Annotated in this window: 16 protein-coding genes; 4 read left to right on the top strand and 12 right to left on the bottom strand. The window is 68.0% G+C overall.

Going from position 1 to position 17452, the window contains the following annotated elements:
- The 9 genes from BLS50_RS33190 to BLS50_RS33150 are packed head-to-tail and all read right to left on the bottom strand — an operon-like array spanning position 1 to position 8665.
- Complete coding sequence (locus BLS50_RS33190; RefSeq protein WP_074808077.1) at positions 1-630, bottom strand: hypothetical protein; 630 nt, start codon at positions 628-630, stop codon at positions 1-3.
- A gap of 1 nt (position 631) precedes the next feature.
- Positions 632-1507, bottom strand: coding sequence for a hypothetical protein (locus BLS50_RS33185; RefSeq protein ID WP_074808074.1), 876 nt, complete (start codon positions 1505-1507; stop codon positions 632-634).
- Positions 1508-1514: 7 nt separating this feature from the next.
- A complete protein-coding gene (locus BLS50_RS33180) occupies positions 1515-1769 on the bottom strand; it encodes an acyl carrier protein (RefSeq protein ID WP_006481176.1) in 255 nt (84 codons plus the stop codon).
- 58 nt (positions 1770-1827) lie between these two features.
- Positions 1828-2925: a hypothetical protein gene (locus BLS50_RS33175; protein WP_074808071.1), complete on the bottom strand. Its 1098-nt coding sequence runs from the start codon at positions 2923-2925 to the stop codon at positions 1828-1830.
- A gap of 13 nt (positions 2926-2938) precedes the next feature.
- On the bottom strand, positions 2939-4267 hold the full coding sequence (locus BLS50_RS33170) for a hypothetical protein (RefSeq protein WP_074808068.1): 1329 nt from the start codon (positions 4265-4267) through the stop codon (positions 2939-2941).
- Positions 4257-5009, bottom strand: a complete 753-nt coding sequence (locus BLS50_RS33165; protein ID WP_074808065.1) for an outer membrane lipoprotein-sorting protein — start codon at positions 5007-5009, stop codon at positions 4257-4259. The genes BLS50_RS33170 and BLS50_RS33165 overlap by 11 nt, the downstream gene beginning before the upstream one ends.
- Positions 5006-6223 (bottom strand): ABC transporter permease, encoded by a 1218-nt coding sequence (locus BLS50_RS33160; protein ID WP_074808062.1) that lies wholly within the window; start codon positions 6221-6223, stop codon positions 5006-5008. Before BLS50_RS33160 ends, BLS50_RS33165 begins: the two co-directional genes overlap by 4 nt.
- Positions 6195-6905: an ABC transporter ATP-binding protein gene (locus tag BLS50_RS33155; RefSeq protein ID WP_074808059.1), complete on the bottom strand. Its 711-nt coding sequence runs from the start codon at positions 6903-6905 to the stop codon at positions 6195-6197. Before BLS50_RS33155 ends, BLS50_RS33160 begins: the two co-directional genes overlap by 29 nt.
- A complete protein-coding gene (locus tag BLS50_RS33150) occupies positions 6902-8665 on the bottom strand; it encodes a fatty acyl-AMP ligase (RefSeq protein WP_244109198.1) in 1764 nt (587 codons plus the stop codon). Before BLS50_RS33150 ends, BLS50_RS33155 begins: the two co-directional genes overlap by 4 nt.
- 395 nt (positions 8666-9060) lie before the next feature.
- Between BLS50_RS33150 and BLS50_RS33140 the strand changes: the two genes are divergently transcribed.
- The 4 genes from BLS50_RS33140 (at position 9061) to BLS50_RS33120 (ending at position 13471) form a co-directional block, all read left to right on the top strand.
- The gene (locus BLS50_RS33140) at positions 9061-10008 is read left to right on the top strand and encodes a fatty acid desaturase family protein (RefSeq protein ID WP_074808053.1); all 948 of its coding nucleotides are present in this window, start codon (positions 9061-9063) and stop codon (positions 10006-10008) included.
- 29 nt (positions 10009-10037) lie between these two features.
- Positions 10038-10898, top strand: a complete 861-nt coding sequence (locus BLS50_RS33135; protein ID WP_074808724.1) for a ferritin family protein — start codon at positions 10038-10040, stop codon at positions 10896-10898.
- A 619-nt stretch (positions 10899-11517) separates the two neighbouring features.
- Complete coding sequence (locus tag BLS50_RS33125) at positions 11518-12510, top strand: LysR substrate-binding domain-containing protein (protein WP_006481185.1); 993 nt, start codon at positions 11518-11520, stop codon at positions 12508-12510.
- A 136-nt stretch (positions 12511-12646) separates the two neighbouring features.
- Positions 12647-13471: an alpha/beta fold hydrolase gene (locus tag BLS50_RS33120; RefSeq protein WP_074808050.1), complete on the top strand. Its 825-nt coding sequence runs from the start codon at positions 12647-12649 to the stop codon at positions 13469-13471.
- 46 nt (positions 13472-13517) lie between these two features.
- Here BLS50_RS33120 and proP read toward each other — a convergent pair whose 3' ends face one another.
- From proP to BLS50_RS33105, 3 genes are all read right to left on the bottom strand, one after another.
- A complete protein-coding gene (proP, locus tag BLS50_RS33115; protein WP_074808047.1) occupies positions 13518-14987 on the bottom strand; it encodes a glycine betaine/L-proline transporter ProP in 1470 nt (489 codons plus the stop codon).
- A gap of 279 nt (positions 14988-15266) precedes the next feature.
- Positions 15267-16295, bottom strand: coding sequence for a DNA topoisomerase IB (locus tag BLS50_RS33110; protein ID WP_074808044.1), 1029 nt, complete (start codon positions 16293-16295; stop codon positions 15267-15269).
- Positions 16296-16514: 219 nt separating this feature from the next.
- The gene (locus tag BLS50_RS33105) at positions 16515-17438 is read right to left on the bottom strand and encodes a LysR family transcriptional regulator (protein WP_074808041.1); all 924 of its coding nucleotides are present in this window, start codon (positions 17436-17438) and stop codon (positions 16515-16517) included.
- Positions 17439-17452: the final 14 nt, after the last annotated feature.

The raw sequence follows: 17452 nt of genomic DNA, 5'->3' as shown, positions 1-17452 counted from the left end.
TCAGGGTCTCCCCGGCCGCGCGGCGGCGCCGGAATGATGGGCGGAATCGGTGAACGGGGCGGCGGCGCGCGACGCACCCGGGTGCGGTTCGAGGCGGATCGCGAACGACGGCCACGCGCCGCGCAGTTGCACGTCGAATGCATCGGCGAGCCGCGCGGGCCAGATTGCGCAGCACACGCGGTTGTCGCCGGCGAACTCCGCGTCGCGCAGGATGCGGTCGCCGATCCACACGACCGGCGCGCCGCGCGATGCGTCGCGCAATGCTTCGTCGTACAGGTGCACGCCGAGCAGCACGTGCGGGGCGAGCAGTTCGGCCGGCAGCGCGCCGAAATACGGTGCGCAGACTTCGATGAACAGGCGGGCATCCGGATGCACGGCGTCGCGAATCCGCGCGGTGACTTCCGCGAGGAATGCGAAATACTGGACATGGTCGAGCAGCACGCGGCGCTCGCCACCGGCCACGTCGTACGTATTGCCCGCGTCGTACGCATCGCCGGCCGCTTCCGCGAGCGCGGCGCGAGCATAGTCGGCCGGCGTGTCGAGCGGCATCCGGTACGCGCTGGCCGCGACCGCCACGGGTTGTCGCGCGTCGCGCTCGATCCGGTAGGTGAAGTGAACGGGTCGCACCATGTCACGCCTCGCCGTCGAGAGAAAACGTCGCGTCCGGCGCGAACGCGACGTCGGCGATCGCGTAATAGCCGTTCAGCGCGAGCGAGCAGACGGCCGCGCGGCGCGGCGTGTCGCCGTCGCGGTGCGCGAGCAGCACCGACAGCCACGGGTCGCTGCCGAACGCATGACCGAACACGCCGTGGCCGTCCGGCAGCAGCGGCGTCTTGCCGACCGACGCGAGCAGCGCGCGGCGCGACGTGGCCGGAAAGAACGGCAGCGCCGCGTGCAGGCCGGGGCGCGCCGCGCAGAACGTGCGGATGTCGCGGCCGAGCCGCACGACCGCGCTGGCCGGCGGCGCGGCGTCCGCGATGACCGACTGCGCCGGTTCGCGGTCGACGTCGACGAGCAGCGTGCAGACGCCGAAGCCCGAGCGCCCCCAGGCGGGATTGCCGTGCCAGTACGTGTAGCCGTGCACGTCGACGTCGACGATCTGCAGCAGCAGCGTACGCGGCCCGGTCTCGGCCGCGGTCGCGAGCGCGCGGCGCAGCACGTAGCCCCAGCCCGCGCATTCGTACGAGCAGGTCATCCAGTCGGGCGTGTAGTCGTTCGCGCCGGCAAGGGCCTGCGCGAACACGCGGTGCTGCGGCGAATCGTTCATCAGCAGCATCGACAGGATCGTCGAGCTGACCACGTAGTCGTCCGCGCCGATCGCACCGCACAGCCGCTCGCGTTCGGCGCACGCGAGCGTGCCGATCGCGCGGGCCGTATCGTCGAGCGGCACGGCCGCGCCGTCGCGCGACGGCGCGACGCGCCGGTACGCGAGCGCCTGCACGGTCAGCGCGGTCGCCGGGGCCGGCTGGACGGCGGCGGCCGCCACGGGGGCAAGGGGCGCGAGCATCGCCGTATCAGGCCGCGTGCTGCTGGCTGCGCAGTTGCGCGTCGAGCTGCTGCAGCGTCGTGTACTGCGTGATGTTCAGCGCTTCCGGATCGATCGAACCGTAAAGCTGTTCGCAGAACACGATCAGCTCGACGATGTTCAGCGAATCGATGCCGAGTTCGCCGATGCCGGCGTCCGTGTCGACGGTTTCGACGTTGAGGATCTTCGCGACTTCGCGGGACAGGATGTCGAGCGCGTCGGCCGGAACGTTCTGGGTCGTCATGAGGGGAGCTCCTGAAGTTGAGTGGATTTGATCGGGATCGATCGGCCTGTCGCGTGGGTCAACTGCCGGCTTCGCAGCGCAGGCTCTTGCGAAGCTCGTGATAACAACGGTACGAACTGCCTTCCATCTTCGAAAATGCCAGCAGGTCGCGCTGGTCGTCGAACAGCGGCACCTTGCCGTCGCGTACGAGCGCGCTCAGGAACTCGTTCGACAGCAGCTTGATCGCGAGCACGCGCTGCACCTTGCCGAAGCTGTAGTGCGCATCGTCGGTCTGGCTGCGCGCGGCGTCCGCGATGAAGCGGTGCACGGCGCGCGCATCGGCGTCGAGTTCGACGCGGCCGGTCCGCTCGAGCCAGCCGACGTGCGCCATCAGCGCGCGGACGAAGTACGGCCGCACGACGGTCAGGTATTTGTTGAATACGGTCGGGCCGCCGATCCGCAGCCGGTCCTCGGCGGCGACGCGCACCTGGCCGCCGACGTTCGCGAGCTGCAGGTTGCCCGCGAGGAACGGCGCGCCGCAGGTCGAGCGTTTCAGCTTTCGGTATTCGTCGGGCCACACGAGGTACGCGGCCGGGAACATCACGCCGGGCAAGCGCGCGGCGACGACGGCCATGCAGTCGCGATGCGCCTCGATGCCCCACACCTTGTCGACGGTCAGCGCGAGGCCGTTGTCGTCGCTGCGCACGACCGTGCGCCAGGCAGCGAGCGTCGGGCCGCCGCCGTCGCTCATCAGGAACGCGAAGTTGTGGCCGGCGTCGATGCACTCGCAGGCGCGGCGATTCTGGTCGTCCGAGAAGAACAGCCCGAACATGATGCGGATGAACGCGCGCATGAACGGCTTGAACAGGTGATGAAACCCTTCGCGGCCGATCTGCTCGAGCAGCGCTTCGGTGAGCGGCGCTTCGTCGTGCCGCAGCGGGGTCGACGCGGACGCGTCGGGCAGCACGTCCGGTGCCGTGGAGCGCAGTGCGATCACCATCTCGCTGTCGAGCAGCCGCACGGCGGCAGCCTCGACGAGCCGGGCCGCGGCATGCGGCGGCGTGCCGATCGCGTCGAGGTGGCGCAGCACCGGATACGCGGCCTGGTCGGCCACTCGCAGCAGCAGCGGCGGCGCGAGCGGCGTGGCGGTCGAAGCGGGAACGGAAAGCGTGGACATGGCAGGGTTCCTGTCAGAAACGCACGCGCACGGCGGCGTCGATGCGGGTGCCGAGACCGACCATCCGGTACTCGGACTGGCTGTCGGAGAAGGCGTGGGTGAGCGCGACATCGACGCTCACGCGTTGGTTCACGTCGGCGACGACCTGCGCGATCGCGAGCAGGCCCTTGTCCTGCGGCGAATAGACGCCGCGCAGCGAATACTCGACGCGGCCGACTTTCTTGCCGAGCCGCGCGAACAGGTAGTCGCGCAGGCTGCCGTCGACACTCACGAAATTGGCCGTGCCGCGGAGGCCGGCCAGCGCGGCGCCGGGCGCGACGGGCAGCAGCGCGTTGTTCGCCTGCACCGCGCCGACCATCCGGCGCCACTGGCTCGCGTCGTAACGCGCTTCGTCGTGCGACCACTCGACGATCAGCGACAGGTTGCCCGGCAGCGCGCTCTGCATGCCGAGCGCGCTGCGCCACATGTACTGGCGATCGTTGCGGCGATCGACGGCGTCGTACGCGGCCGCCGTATCGAGCGGCGTGCCGTTCGCGATGAAAGCGGGCAGCGGCCGCGTCGTGCCGCGCTCGACCCACGCGCTCGCATAGACGGTGTTCGAGCGCGCGACGTCGAACGACAGCGTCGCGCCGGTGCCGCCACGGCCCGCGTGACGGCCGGCGAGCAGCGCGGCCGAGCCGCCCGACCAGTTGTAGGCGCCGCGTACGAGCTGCGTCGCGCCCTGCACGTCGCGGTTGTCGACGTCGTTGCGCAGCGTGTGGTTCTCGCCGGCGATGAACTGCAGCGTGGTCTGCTCGCCGGCCCATTTCGCTTCGACGAGCGACGTGCCTTCGACGTCGCCGTAGCGATCGTAGATGTCGGCCGTCGCGGCCCGCTTCTGGAAGAAGCCGAGCGGGAAGAACGCCTGCGACGTGTCGAGCGTATCGATCCGCTTGCCGGCCGTGAGCGTGATGCCGTTGTCGAACGCGTAGCGCACGCCGGCTTCGTTGAAGCGGCTCGCCTGCGCGCCGAGCGAGTGATTGCTCGCGACCACGCGCGCATTCACGAACAGGTTCTCGCCGTCGATGCGTGCGAGCAGGCCGGCTTCCTGCTGGTTGCGCGGCGAATCGCCGATCAGGCGGCCGAGCAGCGCGCGGCCGTCCATGCTGTCGACGGTGCGCGCGTAGCCGATGCCGTTGAGCGTGCCGAGCTGGTCCATCAGCGATTCTCCGTGCGCAAGCGTGCAGCCGAGCGCGAGCGGGATGGCAAGCGCGACACCGGGCCAGCCGCGGCGGGCGCGTTCGGGCGATGAATGGAGGCGGTCACGATGAGCGTCGGCATCGGCGTCGTACTCACTGGCCATCGGCGAGCGTGTCGGGGTTGAACCAGCCCGACGGAATCTTGCGCGGCTGGCCGTCGAGGATGTCGACGACGCTTGCGCGCTGTTTCTCGACCTCGTTGCGATACGTGATCTTGCGGATCACCTTGCGGCCGTTCGCGTCGACCGGCGCGGAGAAATCGGCGCTGCGAAACAGCAGGCCGCTCGCCAGGAAGAACTGCGCGCGCACCGGCACGTCGGTATCGGGCGTGACCCACAGCTTGATCGTCGGGTAGACGTTGTCGGGATCGGTCGCGGTCAGGTCGAGCTCGGTGGCCGGCTTGCCGGCGATCGGCGTCGTGCCGGGCGCGGCCGTCGCGCGATAGCTGTCGGCCCAGTGCGTGCGCGTGATGTCGCTGATCACGACTTCCCCTTGCAGCCGCTGCATCCCGTTGATGCGTACCGCGCTGCGCGTGTTCGGCACGTAGAACCAGTGCCCGCGCGTCGTCGCGAGGTACTTCTGGCCGTCGTTCTCGCCGCTGCGCGTCAGCGCGAGCGTGTCGCCGTTGCCGCGCGTGTAGACGAGATAGCGCGTCGCGTCGCCGGACTGTCCGCCGACTTCGTTGGTGATCTGGATGTTCGTCTGCGTATCGGCGGCCGTGCTGCGATACGCGTCGGCGCGGGCGAGCATGGTCTGGGCCGTCGGCGCGTCGGCCGCCTGCGCGGCGAGCGGCGCGCACACGACGAGCGCGGCGAATGCGGCGAACGTGAGGCGAATGCGATTCATGGGGCGAGTCCTTCGAGGATGTTGCGTTTCGCGAGCCCGAGCGTCGCGAGCAGCGCCGCGGCCACGCCGAGCACGACGAACGCGGCTTCGACGGCGGCCACGGCGACGGGCGACACGGTGAATTCGAGCAGGATCGGCTTCACGCGGCCGGGCGGCGCCGGCAGGTGGATCTGCGCGTGATTGAGCGCGACCATCGTCAGCAGCGCGAGCGCGATGCCGGCGGCCGCACCGAGCAGGCCGAGCAGCGCGGTTTCCTGGATCAGCACGCCGCGCACCGTGGCGGCCGGCACGCCGAGCGCGCGCAGCGTCGAGATCTCGCGGCGGCGCTCGACGATGCTCATCAGGATCCAGTTGCTCATCGACAGCAGGATCGTCACGCAGAGAATCGCGCCGAACACCGAGAACTGGTTCTTGTACAGCGCGACGACCTGGTGATAGAGCGACACGAGCTGATCCCAGGTCTTCACGTCGAGCGTCGGCAGCGCCGCGCGCAGCGCTGCGGCGGCGGCCGGCGTGTGCGCGGTATCCGACAGGAACACCGCGATGCGCGACGCGCGGTCGGTGCGCAGCAGCGTCTGCGCGGCCGTGAACGTCACGTTGACGATCCGTTCGTCGACGTCCTTGTTGCCGGTGCTCATCACGCCGACGATCTGCGCGTCGGTCGCGTTGATGCCGCCGTGCGCGGTCGACGCCATCAGCTGCACGACCGAGCCGACGTGCACGCCGAGCTTGCGCGCGAGTTCGGCGCCGACGACGACTTCGGTGCCCGCGTTCGTCGGCGACAGATAGCGGCCCGACAGCACCGTGTGATAGTCGAAGAAGCCGGGCGGCTCGCGGTTCGGCTCGATGCCTTCGCCGACGAAGCCGTAGCTGAGATCGCCGTTCGACACGAGCCCGTCGAAGTCGATGCCGCGCGCGGTCGTCGCGACGCCGGGCAGCCTGGCAATCGCCTGCGTGGCGGCGGTCTGCTCGTCCGCGGTCAGCCCGTATTGCAGCGGCCGTTCGCCGATCAGGTCGAGGTAGCCGTGATGCAGCACCTGCACATGGCCGACGCCGCTGTCGATCGACCCTTCGCGGACCGCGTCGAAAGTCGCGATCACGTAGCCGAGCGCGAGGCTCGACGCGAACGCGGCGACGCCGATCATCGCCATCGTCAGCACGGTGCGGCGCCGGTTGCGCCAGAGGTTACGCCACGCAAACGTCGACCAGTTCACGATTCACTCCCGGTACGCCGTCGCGCATCTCGATGCGGCGCGGCAGGTGCGCGCACAGACGATCGTCGTGCGACGCAATCAGAAAGGCGGTGCCCAGCGTGCGGTTGGTGTCGAGGATCAGCTCGGCGACCGCCCGCGCGTTGGTGCTGTCGAGGCTCGCCGTCGGCTCGTCCGCGATCACGATCGCCGGCTCCTTGGCGAGCGCGCGGGCCAGCGCGACGCGCTGCTGTTCGCCGCCGGACAGCTCACCGGGGCGGTGCCGCTCGCGCGCGGCGAGCCCCACCGCGTCGAGCATCGCGCGGGCGCGTTCGCGCCGCGTGCGCGGCGTACCCCATGCGAAGCAGCCGAGCTCGACGTTCTCGAGCGCCGACATCACCGGAATCAGGTTGAATTGCTGGAATACGAAGCCGATGCGTTCGCGGCGAATCCGTTCGAGCGTGTCCGGCGCGTCGTCGATGCGGCGGCCTTCGAGCCAGCGTTCGCCGCTCGTCGGCACGTCGAGAAAGCCGGCGAGGTTGAGCAGCGTGCTTTTGCCGCTGCCTGACGGCCCGACGAGCGCGATGACGTCGCGCTGCCCGATCGAGATCGTCGCGCCGCGCACCGCGACGACGCGGCCCGCGCCTTCGTATGTGCGCGTGACGTCACGCAGTTCGAGCACCGGGGCGAGGGACGCGGCCGTCATGCGAGCGCTCCCTGGACTGCTTCGACGGCGGCCGACGCGGGAATCACGGGCAGCGCGCCGTTCGCATAGAGATCGCGACACTTCAGGCGTTGCAGCTTGCCGCTCGTCGTGCGCGGCAGCGAGCCGGGTTCGACGAAACACAGATCCTGCGCGGCGAAGCCGATGCGCGACGCGAGCAACTGCTGGCACTCGGTGCGCGTTTGCGGCGTCGCGTCGACGGGCCGCGCCTCGATCGCGACGACCAGCCGCTCGGTGCCGGTTTCGGGATCGGGCAGGCCGAACGCGATGCAGGTGCTCTTGCGCAGCGCGCTGTGCGACGCGAGTGCCTCCTCGATCTCGTGCGGGAAATAGTTGCTGCCGCGGATGATGATGACTTCCTTCTTGCGGCCGAGGATATGCAGCTGGCCGTCCGCGACGTAGCCGATGTCGCCGGTGCGGAACCAGCCGTCGGCCGTCAGCGGCGCGGCGATCGTGCCGTCGTCGGGGTTCAGGTAGCCGAGCATCACCGACGTGCCGCGGATCGCGACTTCGCCGACCGCGCGGTTGGCCAGCGCATGGCCGCCGTCGTCGAGGATGCGGAACGCCATCCCGTCGATCGGCGTGCCCATCGCGAGCACCGTTTCGGTCTCCGTGTCCTGGCCGTCGTTCGCGGCGGCCGGCTGCGCGTCGCGGCGCTCGATCAGCGCGCGCCGGTCGAGCGTATCGGCGATCACGTACGGCGCGCCGTCGACCGCGCCTTCGTGCCATGCACGATGCATCGATACCGCGAGCGTCGATTCGGCCATCCCGTAGCACGGTTGCAGCGCCGACTCTGCCAGCCCGTACGGCGCGAATGTCGCGGCGAAATCGCGCAGCGTCGCGTCGTCCACGCGCTCGCCGCCGATGAAGATGTTGCGGCACGCGGACAGATCGACGCCGTCCATCGCGGCGGCGTTGAAGCGGCGCACGCAGTAGCGCAGCGCGAAGGTCGGCACCGACGTCGTCGTCGCGCGCGCCGACGCGATGCGCTTCAGCCAGCCGAGCGGATTCCGGATGAAGCTGTTCGGCTGCATCATCAGCAGCGGCGCGCGGTAATGCAGGTTCGACAGCAGCGTGAGCAGCCCCATGTCGTGATAGAGCGGCAGCCACGACGCGGTGCCGTCGCCGGCCGCGATGTCGAATCGCACCGATCCGCCGATGCCGAGCACGTTCGCGATCACGTTCTCGTGGCTGAGCACCGCGGCCTTCGGATGCGACGTCGAACCGGACGTGAGCTGCACATGATGCGGATCGCGGCCGCTCTTCGAACTGATCAGTGCGCGCGCGCCGGCGTCGGCCGCGCTCGATAGCGTCGCGAGATCGACCACGCGCGTGGCGGCCGCGGGAAACGCATCGTCGCGCCAGGCCGCGGCTTGCGCGTCCGCGGCAACCACGAGGCGCGGCCGGTACAGCTCGCACGCGACGTCCGCGACCTGTCGCCCGGCCGCCGCACGCCGCACGGGAACGGGCACGGTGCAGGGCAGCGCGCCCGTCATCACGCAGGCCATCATCGCGGCCGCATGCTCGACCGACGCCGGCAGCGCGAGCATCACCAGATCGTTCTCGCGTACCCCGAGCTCGCGCAGCGCGCCGGCCTGGCGAAACACCTCTTCCGCGAAGTGCCGGTACGTGATGCCCGCTTCGTGGCCCGCGTCGTCGACGAACGTCATGCGATGCATGGCGCCCGCCACGTCCTCGAGCGATTCGATCAGGCGGTGAATGGTGGATGCGTACTTCGTCACGAGGGTTCTCCCCTTGAGGAACACGGCCGCTCGCGCCACGGTGCCGGCGGCGCCGTTCGTCGAGTGAGGTGGATTCTTGCCGGATCGATTCGCCGCGACAAACGGAATCTATGCACGCTATGCATGAGCGCAGCGCATCCACTCGCGAACGGTTCCTAGGTGACTGGTCGGTCTCATTCGACCGGTCGTCTAGTTCACGATGTGGTGCGCTCATGCGCGTGCGTCATGCAATGCGTTCGGAAAATTCGTTTGTCCGAAACATCGACTCACAGAAGAATTGCATCCCGGCAGCGCGCCAGCGTCGCCGCGTCATCGTGCCGGGCAGGGCCCGGCTCAAGGAGAGCGTCTTGTCCGTCACCTCATCGCTTGTCGCCCGATCGAAACCGGTTGCAGACATGAAGAGCCGCCCGAGCGGCGTCGTCTTCTCGCTGAAGCTGGTGGTCTACGCAGCGCTCATCGCGCACGGGATGATGTTCGCGCTGTCGGCGCTCGTGATCCTGAAGATCGTCGGCATCCTGCTGATCGGTGCGATGTATGCGCACGGCGTCGAACTGCAGCACCAGGCGCTGCATTACCAGGGGTTTCGCAGCAAGCGTCTGAACATGGTGTTCGGCGTGCTGCTCGGCATGCCGATGCTCGTGTCGTTCCATGCGTACCAGGACAGCCACCTGCGTCATCACCGGCTGCTCGGCACGCCGGAGAACAAGGAGTTCTTCGACTACGGCGACCAGTACGGCGCGAGCCCCGTCGTCAATGTCGGGCTGTGGGCCTGGCGGCTGTCGATGGCCGCGCACTATATCCAGTTCGCGAAGAACGTCGCGAAGCTCGTCGTGCCGGGCGCGCGCTTCGGCGACAACGCGCTCGTGTCGCGCGCGATCCGCCGCGACTATCTGCTGATGGCCGCGGCGATCGCGCTGCTGGCCGCGCTGTCGTTCGCCTTGCACACGTGGTGCGTCGTCTGGGTGTGGGTCGTGCCGCTCGTGTTCGTCGCGGCGCCCGTGCATGCGCTGGTCGAAATGCCGGAGCACTATCGCTGCGACCTGACGAGTACCGACCCGTTCCGCAACACGCGGACGATCGAGAGCAACGCGTTCATGACGTGGTTCACGAACGGCAACAACTATCACGTCGAGCATCACATGATGCCGAGCCTGCCGATCGAGCGGTTGCACGATCTGCATGGCGCGATCGCACCGCGCATCCGCTATTACCACCGCACGTATCGGCAGTTCTACTACGCGTTGCTGCGCGGCCGGCTGTCGCCGCGCTCGGTGGAAGACGATCGGGACGATTGCGAGCCCGATGCCGAAGCGGCTGCGCCGGCGTCCACGCAATCGGCGTGAGCGCCGGTGCCGAACGCCTTGCCACGACGGTGACGACGATGCTCTATCCGGAACTTTTCAGGTCGCTCGAAGCGGTCCGCTGGGACATGGAGAAGGACATCCCGTGGAACCGGTTCGATTCCGCGTTGCTCACCGACGAGCAGGCCGAGACGATCAGGATGAACGCGATCACCGAATGGTCGGCGCTGCCCGCGACGGAGATGTTCCTGCGCGACAACCGGCACGACAGCGACTTCTCCGCGTTCATGAGCGTGTGGTTCTTCGAGGAGCAGAAGCATTCGCTCGTGCTGATGGAATACCTGCGCCGCTTCAGGCCGGAGAGGGTGCCGACCGAAGCGGAGCTGCACGCGGTGCGCTTCGAGTTCGATCCCGCGCCGCCGCTCGAGACGCTGATGCTGCACTTCTGCGGCGAAATCCGTTTGAACCACTGGTACCGCTGCGCGGCCGACTGGCATACCGAGCCCGTCATCAAGCAGATCTACGAAACGATTTCGCGCGATGAAGCGCGTCATGGCGGCGCGTACCTGCGCTATATGAAGAAAGCGCTGAACGACTGCGGCGACGTCGCACGGGCCGCCTTCGCGAAGATCGGCGTGCTGATGGCGTCGGCGCGCCGCACCGAGAAGCCGCTGCACCCGACCAACCTGCACGTGAACCAGGCGCTGTTTCCGCGCGACACCGTGCAGTCGCGCCTGCCCGATCCGGCATGGCTCGAGCGCTGGCTCGACGAGCAGATCCGTTTCGACGGCGAATGGGAGAAGAAGGTGGTCGAGCGGATTCTGCACAACCTGTCGATCCTGTTCGAGCGCACGTTCGCGACCGCGCAGGAGCTGAACCGCTATCGCCGCGAAGTGACCGCGCGGGCGAATGGCACGGTGGACCACGCGTAGCGGATCGACACGTTCCGTTGTCGCGCGGCGCGGGCCGAATTCCGGCCGACGGGCGAACCCGATGCATGCCGACCGGCGTTGCCGGCCGGCGGATTATTCATTTCCGGAAATAATCGACTCATCCATTTCTTGAAACGCATGACGATATCAAAATTCATCCGTTTAGTATATTTTAATAAACACTCGCTCCCGGATTAAAGTGGCATTTTGCATGTCTGTTGCCGACTGTTTGTTTTTCGCAATCCGGGAAATTCGGTGAAAAGTCGGCTGGTTGAAATTGAATTGTAGGCATTGGGCGCTACCTCTGTCGTGACGGAGAAATCGACGTGATGATGTCGAACTTTGCCGGAAATCGCCTGTTTTTACGAGAATTTATCAACCATTTTGGTATGCTCGATTCGTTCGCATATTAATTTACAAAATCACTACTTGATAATGTTGATGTAAGCATATTGATGCGATGAAAATCGATAGATAAATACGAGTGTCATGATTGAAAATAAGAATGATATGTAACCATGCTTCAAGATAAAATCGTTTCCGAATCCAGATAGGAGAAACGGTACAGGGAGACGAACGGCAACTTATCTGTCGAGGGGTGCAACTTTGAGGCGGCGGTATGGCTAATGTGAGATTGGCAAAGCGATTGAGAAGTTTGCCTTCGCTGGATTTCCTGAGAGGCTTCGAATGTGCGGCGCGCCATTTGAGTTTCACGCGTGCGGGGCAGGAGCTCAACGTCACGCAATCGGCCGTGAGTCGCCAGGTCAAGGCGCTCGAAGAGCAGCTCCGGATCGAGCTCTTTCACCGGCATATTCGTTCCCTGACGCTGACCGACAAGGGGCGTGAGTTGTACGACGCGATCTCGTTCGCGTTGTCCGATCTGGAATCGGTGGTCGGCAAGCTGTCGTCGAGTGTCGGCCAGCGTTCCATCTCGTTGTCGACCACCGTCTCGTTCGCCGCGCTGTGGCTGATTCCGCGCCTCGGTTCGTTCCGCGCCAGCTATCCGGACATCGACGTGCGCGTGTCGGCAACGAGCGAAATCGAAGATCTTAAACGCAAACGTTTGCACCTGGCCGTGCGCTACGCCGGCCCGTATACGTCGACCGACGATACCGACGTGCTGTTTCGCGAGCGTGTCGTGGCGGTGTGCAGCCCGAGCCTGATGACGGCGGCGGGCGACGCCGCGTCGATGCAGCCGGCCGACCTCGACAAGCACGTGCTGCTGCATCTCGACGACCCGCGCGGCGAATGGCCGTGGCACGGCTGGAGCCATCTGCTGAAGGCGCTCGGCGTGCCGCGGCTGCGGCCGGCCGGGGCGCTGCACTTCAGCCAGTACGATCAACTGGTCCAGGCCGCCGTCGACGGGCACGGCATCGCGATCGGCAGGCGGCCGCTGGTCGACGGGCTGCTGAAGCAGGGGCGGCTCGTCGAACTGTTCCCGCATTGCACCGTTGCATCGGGCAGCTACGTGCTCGTGCAGAACCCCGATGCGTGCAACGAATTCGATATCGCGGTGCTGACCAACTGGCTGCTCGAACAAGCGTGCCAGCCGCTCGCGTCGGAGCAGGATACGGCCGGCAGCAACGTGCTGCCGATGTATCGCGTCGGATAGCGCGGCGCGGCGGATGCGTCGTGCGCGGCACCTGCAACCTGTGCGATGATGCGCCGCTTCGCGTTCGTCGCAGAACGCCGCCGACCGCGGCGCGCGCCTCCGGGCCACCGCCGAGTCCTGACATCCCGGAGACAGCATGCCCGTACACGGCATTCAAGGCAGTACCCTGCATTACCTCGATCGCGGCGCCGGGTTTCCGGTGCTGCTCGGGCACAGCTATCTGTGGGACGCGACGATGTGGGCGCCGCAGATCGACGCGCTGTCGCGCCGGTATCGCGTGATCGTGCCGGACCTGTGGGGGCATGGCGAATCGGGCGCGCTGCCGGACGGCACGCATACGCTCGACGATCTCGCCACGCAGGCGAGCGCGCTGCTCGATGCGCTGGAGATCGACCAGTGCGCGATCGTCGGGCTCAGCGTGGGCGGCATGTGGGGCGCCCGGCTCGCGTTGCGCGAGCCGTGGCGCGTGCGCTCGCTCGTGATCATGGACGCGTCGCTCGAAGCGGAACCCGATGCGACGCGTGCCCGCTACTTCGGAATGCTCGATGCGATCGAGGCCGCGGGCCGCATCGCGCCGCCGCTGCTCGATGCGATCGTGCCGCTGTTCTTCCGGCCGGACGTCGATCTCGACGACCCGGTGCCGACCGCGTTTCGCGAAGCGCTCGCGAACGTGCCCGCCGACCGGCTGCGGCAATCGATCGCGCCGCTCGGCCGGCTGATCTTCGGCCGGCCCGACACGCTCGCGACCCTCGCCGAACTCGATGCCGCGCGCACGCTGCTGATGTGCGGCGCGGGCGACATGGCGCGGCCGCCGTCGGAAACCGTGAAGATGGCGAGCGTGATCGGCTGCGCGCATGCGCTGGTGCCCGACGCCGGCCATATCTCGAACCTGGAGAATCCCGCGTTCGTCACGCGCACGCTGCTCGACTGGTTCGACGCGCAGCGACTGCCGTCGAACTGACGGTCACGCGAACGGCGACGCCCGCGCGGCGTCGCATCGACCTGCGTCACGCACGCTCGCTGACCGGCGTGAACTTCCGGTCGCGCACACGCGCTTCGTCGGCGCCGCCGCGTACGAGGTTCAATGCTTCCGCGCGGCTCGCCACGCACGGCCCGGAGCCGGGCAGCGGCTGACGCGCGGTCTCGCGCAGCGCGAGCACCGACACGATGCCGATGAACGACGCACCCATCAGGTAGTAGGCGGGCATCATCAGGTCGCCGGTGCGATCGACCAGCCACGCGGTGACGAGCGGCGTCGTGCCGCCGAACAGCGACACCGACACGTTGAAGCCGATCGCGAGCGCACCGTAGCGAATCCGCGTCGGGAACAGCGCGGGCAGCGCCGACGGCATCACGCCCGTGAACGTCGACAGCAGGACGCCGTAAATCAGCATCCCGCCGAAGATCGGCAGCGTGCCGCCGGTGCGGATCAGCATCAGCGCCGGCACCGACAGCACGAGCAGGCCCACGCAGCCGGCCATCATCACCGGCTTGCGGCCGCCCTTGTCCGACAGGTGCCCGGCGTACAGCGTCATCGGCATCATCAGCACCATCACGAGCAGCACCATGAAGAGCCCGTGCGATTCGCGCACGTGCAGCGTCGCCGACAGGTAGCTCGGCAGGTACGACAGCGCCATGTAGTCGGTCACGTTGAAGATCAGCACGAGGCCGACGCATTGCAGCAGCGGCTTCCACTGTTCGACGAGCAGCGTCGCGAAGCGCTGCTTCGGCCGCGCGCGTTCGTCCGCTTCGCGCGCTTCGGCTTCCTTTTTGAAGGCCGGCGTTTCCTCCAGCTTGAGCCGCACGTAGAGGCCGACGAGGCCGAGCGGCCCGGCGATGAAGAACGGCACGCGCCAGCCCCACGACAGCAGCGTTTCCTGCGACAGCGTGGCCGTCAACAGCGCGACCGTGGCCGCGCCGAGCGTATAGCCGATCAGCGTGCCGAACTCGAGGAAGCTGCCCATGAAGCCGCGACGCCTGTCGGTCGCGAACTCGGCGATGAAGGTGGCCGCGCCGCCGTACTCGCCGCCGGTCGAGAAGCCCTGCACGAGGCGGGCGACGAGCAGCAGGATCGGGGCCATGATGCCGATCGACGCATAGCTCGGGATCAGGCCGATCGCGAAGGTGCCGACGGCCATCATGATCATCGTGGCGGCGAGCACGCGCTGGCGGCCGATGCGATCGCCGAGCGGGCCGAACACCATGCCGCCGAGCGGGCGCACGAGGAACGCGGCCGCGAACGTGCCGAAGGTGGCCAGCAACTGCGCGGACGGGCTGCTGGACGGGAAGAACACCTTGCCGAGCGTGACGGCGATATAGCTGTAGACGCCGAAGTCGAACCATTCCATCGCGTTGCCGAACGCCATCGCGCCGACCGCGCGCTTGAGGACGGCCGGGTCGACGATCGTGATGTCATTCAGCTTGATGGACTGGCGCGAAGACCGGGTTTTCGCGGGGCGCGCTTGCGACGGGCTCAATGTTCTCTCCTGGAGTTGCCTTGGCGGCGCGGCCGGCGGGAATGCGGCCGGGGGCACGCGGGCCGACGGACAGCGAAGGCGGATGTCTCGGGGATGCCTCGATGCCGGTGGCGTGACGCGCGCGGCGGACGACACCGGGCAGGTGTGTTGTGCGAACCAGTTTAGAGAAACGGGCGGGAGCGGCTATCGGTCATGCGCCCGGAACCCGGTGGTAAACGACACGCGGGGAGCGGTGTCGGTCGCGCGTGGCCTCGGGAAGCGAACGCGCGGCGTGGGCGGTCATCTCGCCGTGCGCCGGCGCGCGGATACCAGCAACGCGACGAATGCCGCTTCGTCCGCGCGCAGGCCGCGCGGCGTACGCCGGACCGCCAGTGCGGCGAGCGTGCCCGCCTCGAACGCGTCGAGCACGGCCGGATGGATGTAGCAGCGCCGGCACACGGCCGGCGTGTTGCGCAGCAGCTCGGCCACCGCGCGCACGGTCTCGACGATCTGCTTGCGGGCATGCGTGACGCCGCGATGCTCGATGCGCCGCAGCAACCCGAGCGCGTGCACGCTGCCGGCCCAGGTCCGGTAATCCTTCGCGGTGAAATCGGCGCCGCCGGCCTCGCGCAGGTAGTCGTTCACGTCGGACGACCCGACCGGATGGCGCACGCCGTCGTCGTCCACATACTGGAACAGCTCGTGCCCGGGCAGCTCCGCGCAGCGTCGCACGATCCGCGCGACCCGCGCGTCGTCGACCGTCACGTCGTGTTCGATCCCGCTCTTGCCGGCGAAGCGCAGCCGCACCTGGCCGGGCTGGATCTTCAAATGGCGCTTGCGCAGCGTCGTCAGCCCGTACGAGCCGTTTTCACGCGCGTATTCCGCGTTGCCGATCCGTGCGAGCGTCGTGTCGAGCAAGCGGACGATCGTCGCGACGACCTTGTCGCGCGGCATGCCCGGCAGCGCCAGATCGCGGGTGACGCGTGCGCGGATGCGCGGCAGCGCCCGCGCGAATGCGGCCATCCGCGCGTACTTGTTCGCATCGCGTGTTTCCCGCCACTGCGGGTGATAGCGATACTGCTTGCGGCCGCGCGCGTCGCGGCCCGTCGCCTGCAAGTGGCCGAGCGGGTCGGCGCAGATCCACACGTCGGTGTAGGCCGGTGGAATCGCCAGCGCGTCGATGCGGGCGATTTCCGCGGCATCGCGAATCCGCGTGCCGTCCTGCGCGTAATACGCGAAGCCGTTGCGCAGGCGGCGGCGCGTGTAGCCGGGCTGGCGGTCGTCGACGTGGCGCAGCGCCGCGGCCGCGCTCGAAGCGGGCTGCTTCATGCGCTCGTGTGCCGGTTGACGGCGATGGCGACGGATGGCGACCCGTGCTCGCAGGCTGCGGTCATGTGTTTGCTCCCTTGTTCGTAATGGGCCCGGACGGCGACCTGCAGCACGGCATGAGCGGTCGTCGCGGAACGGGAGCAAGAATCGTGCGCCGGCCGGCCGTACGACGCGACGGCGGAGCAGCCGGGAAATGCCGTTCGCGGCGACGACGAAACGTCATCGGCCGGCCGCGGGCTCGGGACACCTCGACATCCCCTGGTCGAGCTTCTCCAGCAGAAACTCGGCGACGGCCGTGACCGCGGGCGGCAGCGGCGGGCGGCTCGTATAGACGAGCTGCAGCCCGAGCCCGGCGCCGGAGCGTTGGTAGGTCGGCAGCACGCGCGCCAGCTTGCCTTCGTCGATCGCCACCGCGGCGAGCACCTGCGGCACCAGCGCGATGCCGAGGCCGGCGAGGCACGCCTGCATGACTACGCGCATGTCGTTGACCGAGAAACGGCTGTCGATCGAAATCTCCTGCGTGCCGCGCGGCCCCTGCAGGCGCCACATGCTGCGTCCCTGGCGGCTCGACACCGTCAGGCAATCGTGGTCGGCCAGCTCGCGCGGCGTGCGCGGTGTGCCGCGTCGTTCGAGATAAGCGGGGCTGGCGGCGAGGATCATCGTGCCCGGCGCGATCCGGCGCACGCGGAAGCTGCCGCCGGTCTCGATGCCGATCCGCAGTGCGAGGTCGATGCGCTCGGCGATCAGGTCGGACGGCGTGTCGTCGAGCAGGAAGTCGATGCTGATGCGCGGATAGCGCGCGTAGAACTCGGCCAGCCATTCCAGCTTGATCACTTCGAACAGGCCGGCCATCGCCGCCACGCGCACGGTTCCGGCCGGTTCCTGCCCGTCCGCATGCTGCCGCTCGATCTCGAAGATCCGGTCGAGTGCCGGCGCGTAGCGCTCGAACAGCGCCAGGCCCTCGGTGCTCGGCGCTAGCTTGCGGGTCGAGCGATGCAGCAGGCGCGTGCCGATGTGCCCTTCGAACTGGTCGATGCGCCGGCTCAGCGTATTGGCCGGCATGCGCAGGCGTCGTGCGGCCTCCGAAAAGCTGCCGGCGCGGACGACCTGGACGAACAGCGCGAGATCATTCAGATCGAGCATGGGATTACTCCAAA

This window comes from Burkholderia orbicola (assembly GCF_900100915.1).
GTDB classification, from domain to species: domain Bacteria; phylum Pseudomonadota; class Gammaproteobacteria; order Burkholderiales; family Burkholderiaceae; genus Burkholderia; species Burkholderia orbicola.
The sequence above is the reverse complement of the archived record's forward strand: the minus strand, read 5'-3'. Positions and strand labels throughout refer to the sequence as shown.

Bases quoted from the DNA above. Each gene is read 5' to 3' on its own strand.
- BLS50_RS33190 (WP_074808077.1), bottom strand. From the start codon at position 630: ATGGTGCGACCCGTTCACTTCACCTACCGGATCGAGCGCGACGCGCGA.
- BLS50_RS33185 (WP_074808074.1), bottom strand. From the start codon at position 1,507: ATGCTCGCGCCCCTTGCCCCCGTGGCGGCCGCCGCCGTCCAGCCGGCC.
- BLS50_RS33180 (WP_006481176.1), bottom strand. From the start codon at position 1,769: ATGACGACCCAGAACGTTCCGGCCGACGCGCTCGACATCCTGTCCCGC.
- BLS50_RS33175 (WP_074808071.1), bottom strand. From the start codon at position 2,925: ATGTCCACGCTTTCCGTTCCCGCTTCGACCGCCACGCCGCTCGCGCCG.
- BLS50_RS33170 (WP_074808068.1), bottom strand. From the start codon at position 4,267: ATGGCCAGTGAGTACGACGCCGATGCCGACGCTCATCGTGACCGCCTC.
- BLS50_RS33165 (WP_074808065.1), bottom strand. From the start codon at position 5,009: ATGAATCGCATTCGCCTCACGTTCGCCGCATTCGCCGCGCTCGTCGTG.
- BLS50_RS33155 (WP_074808059.1), bottom strand. From the start codon at position 6,905: ATGACGGCCGCGTCCCTCGCCCCGGTGCTCGAACTGCGTGACGTCACG.
- BLS50_RS33140 (WP_074808053.1), top strand. From the start codon at position 9,061: ATGAAGAGCCGCCCGAGCGGCGTCGTCTTCTCGCTGAAGCTGGTGGTC.
- BLS50_RS33125 (WP_006481185.1), top strand. From the start codon at position 11,518: ATGGCTAATGTGAGATTGGCAAAGCGATTGAGAAGTTTGCCTTCGCTG.
- BLS50_RS33120 (WP_074808050.1), top strand. From the start codon at position 12,647: ATGCCCGTACACGGCATTCAAGGCAGTACCCTGCATTACCTCGATCGC.
- BLS50_RS33110 (WP_074808044.1), bottom strand. From the start codon at position 16,295: ATGAAGCAGCCCGCTTCGAGCGCGGCCGCGGCGCTGCGCCACGTCGAC.
- BLS50_RS33105 (WP_074808041.1), bottom strand. From the start codon at position 17,438: ATGCTCGATCTGAATGATCTCGCGCTGTTCGTCCAGGTCGTCCGCGCC.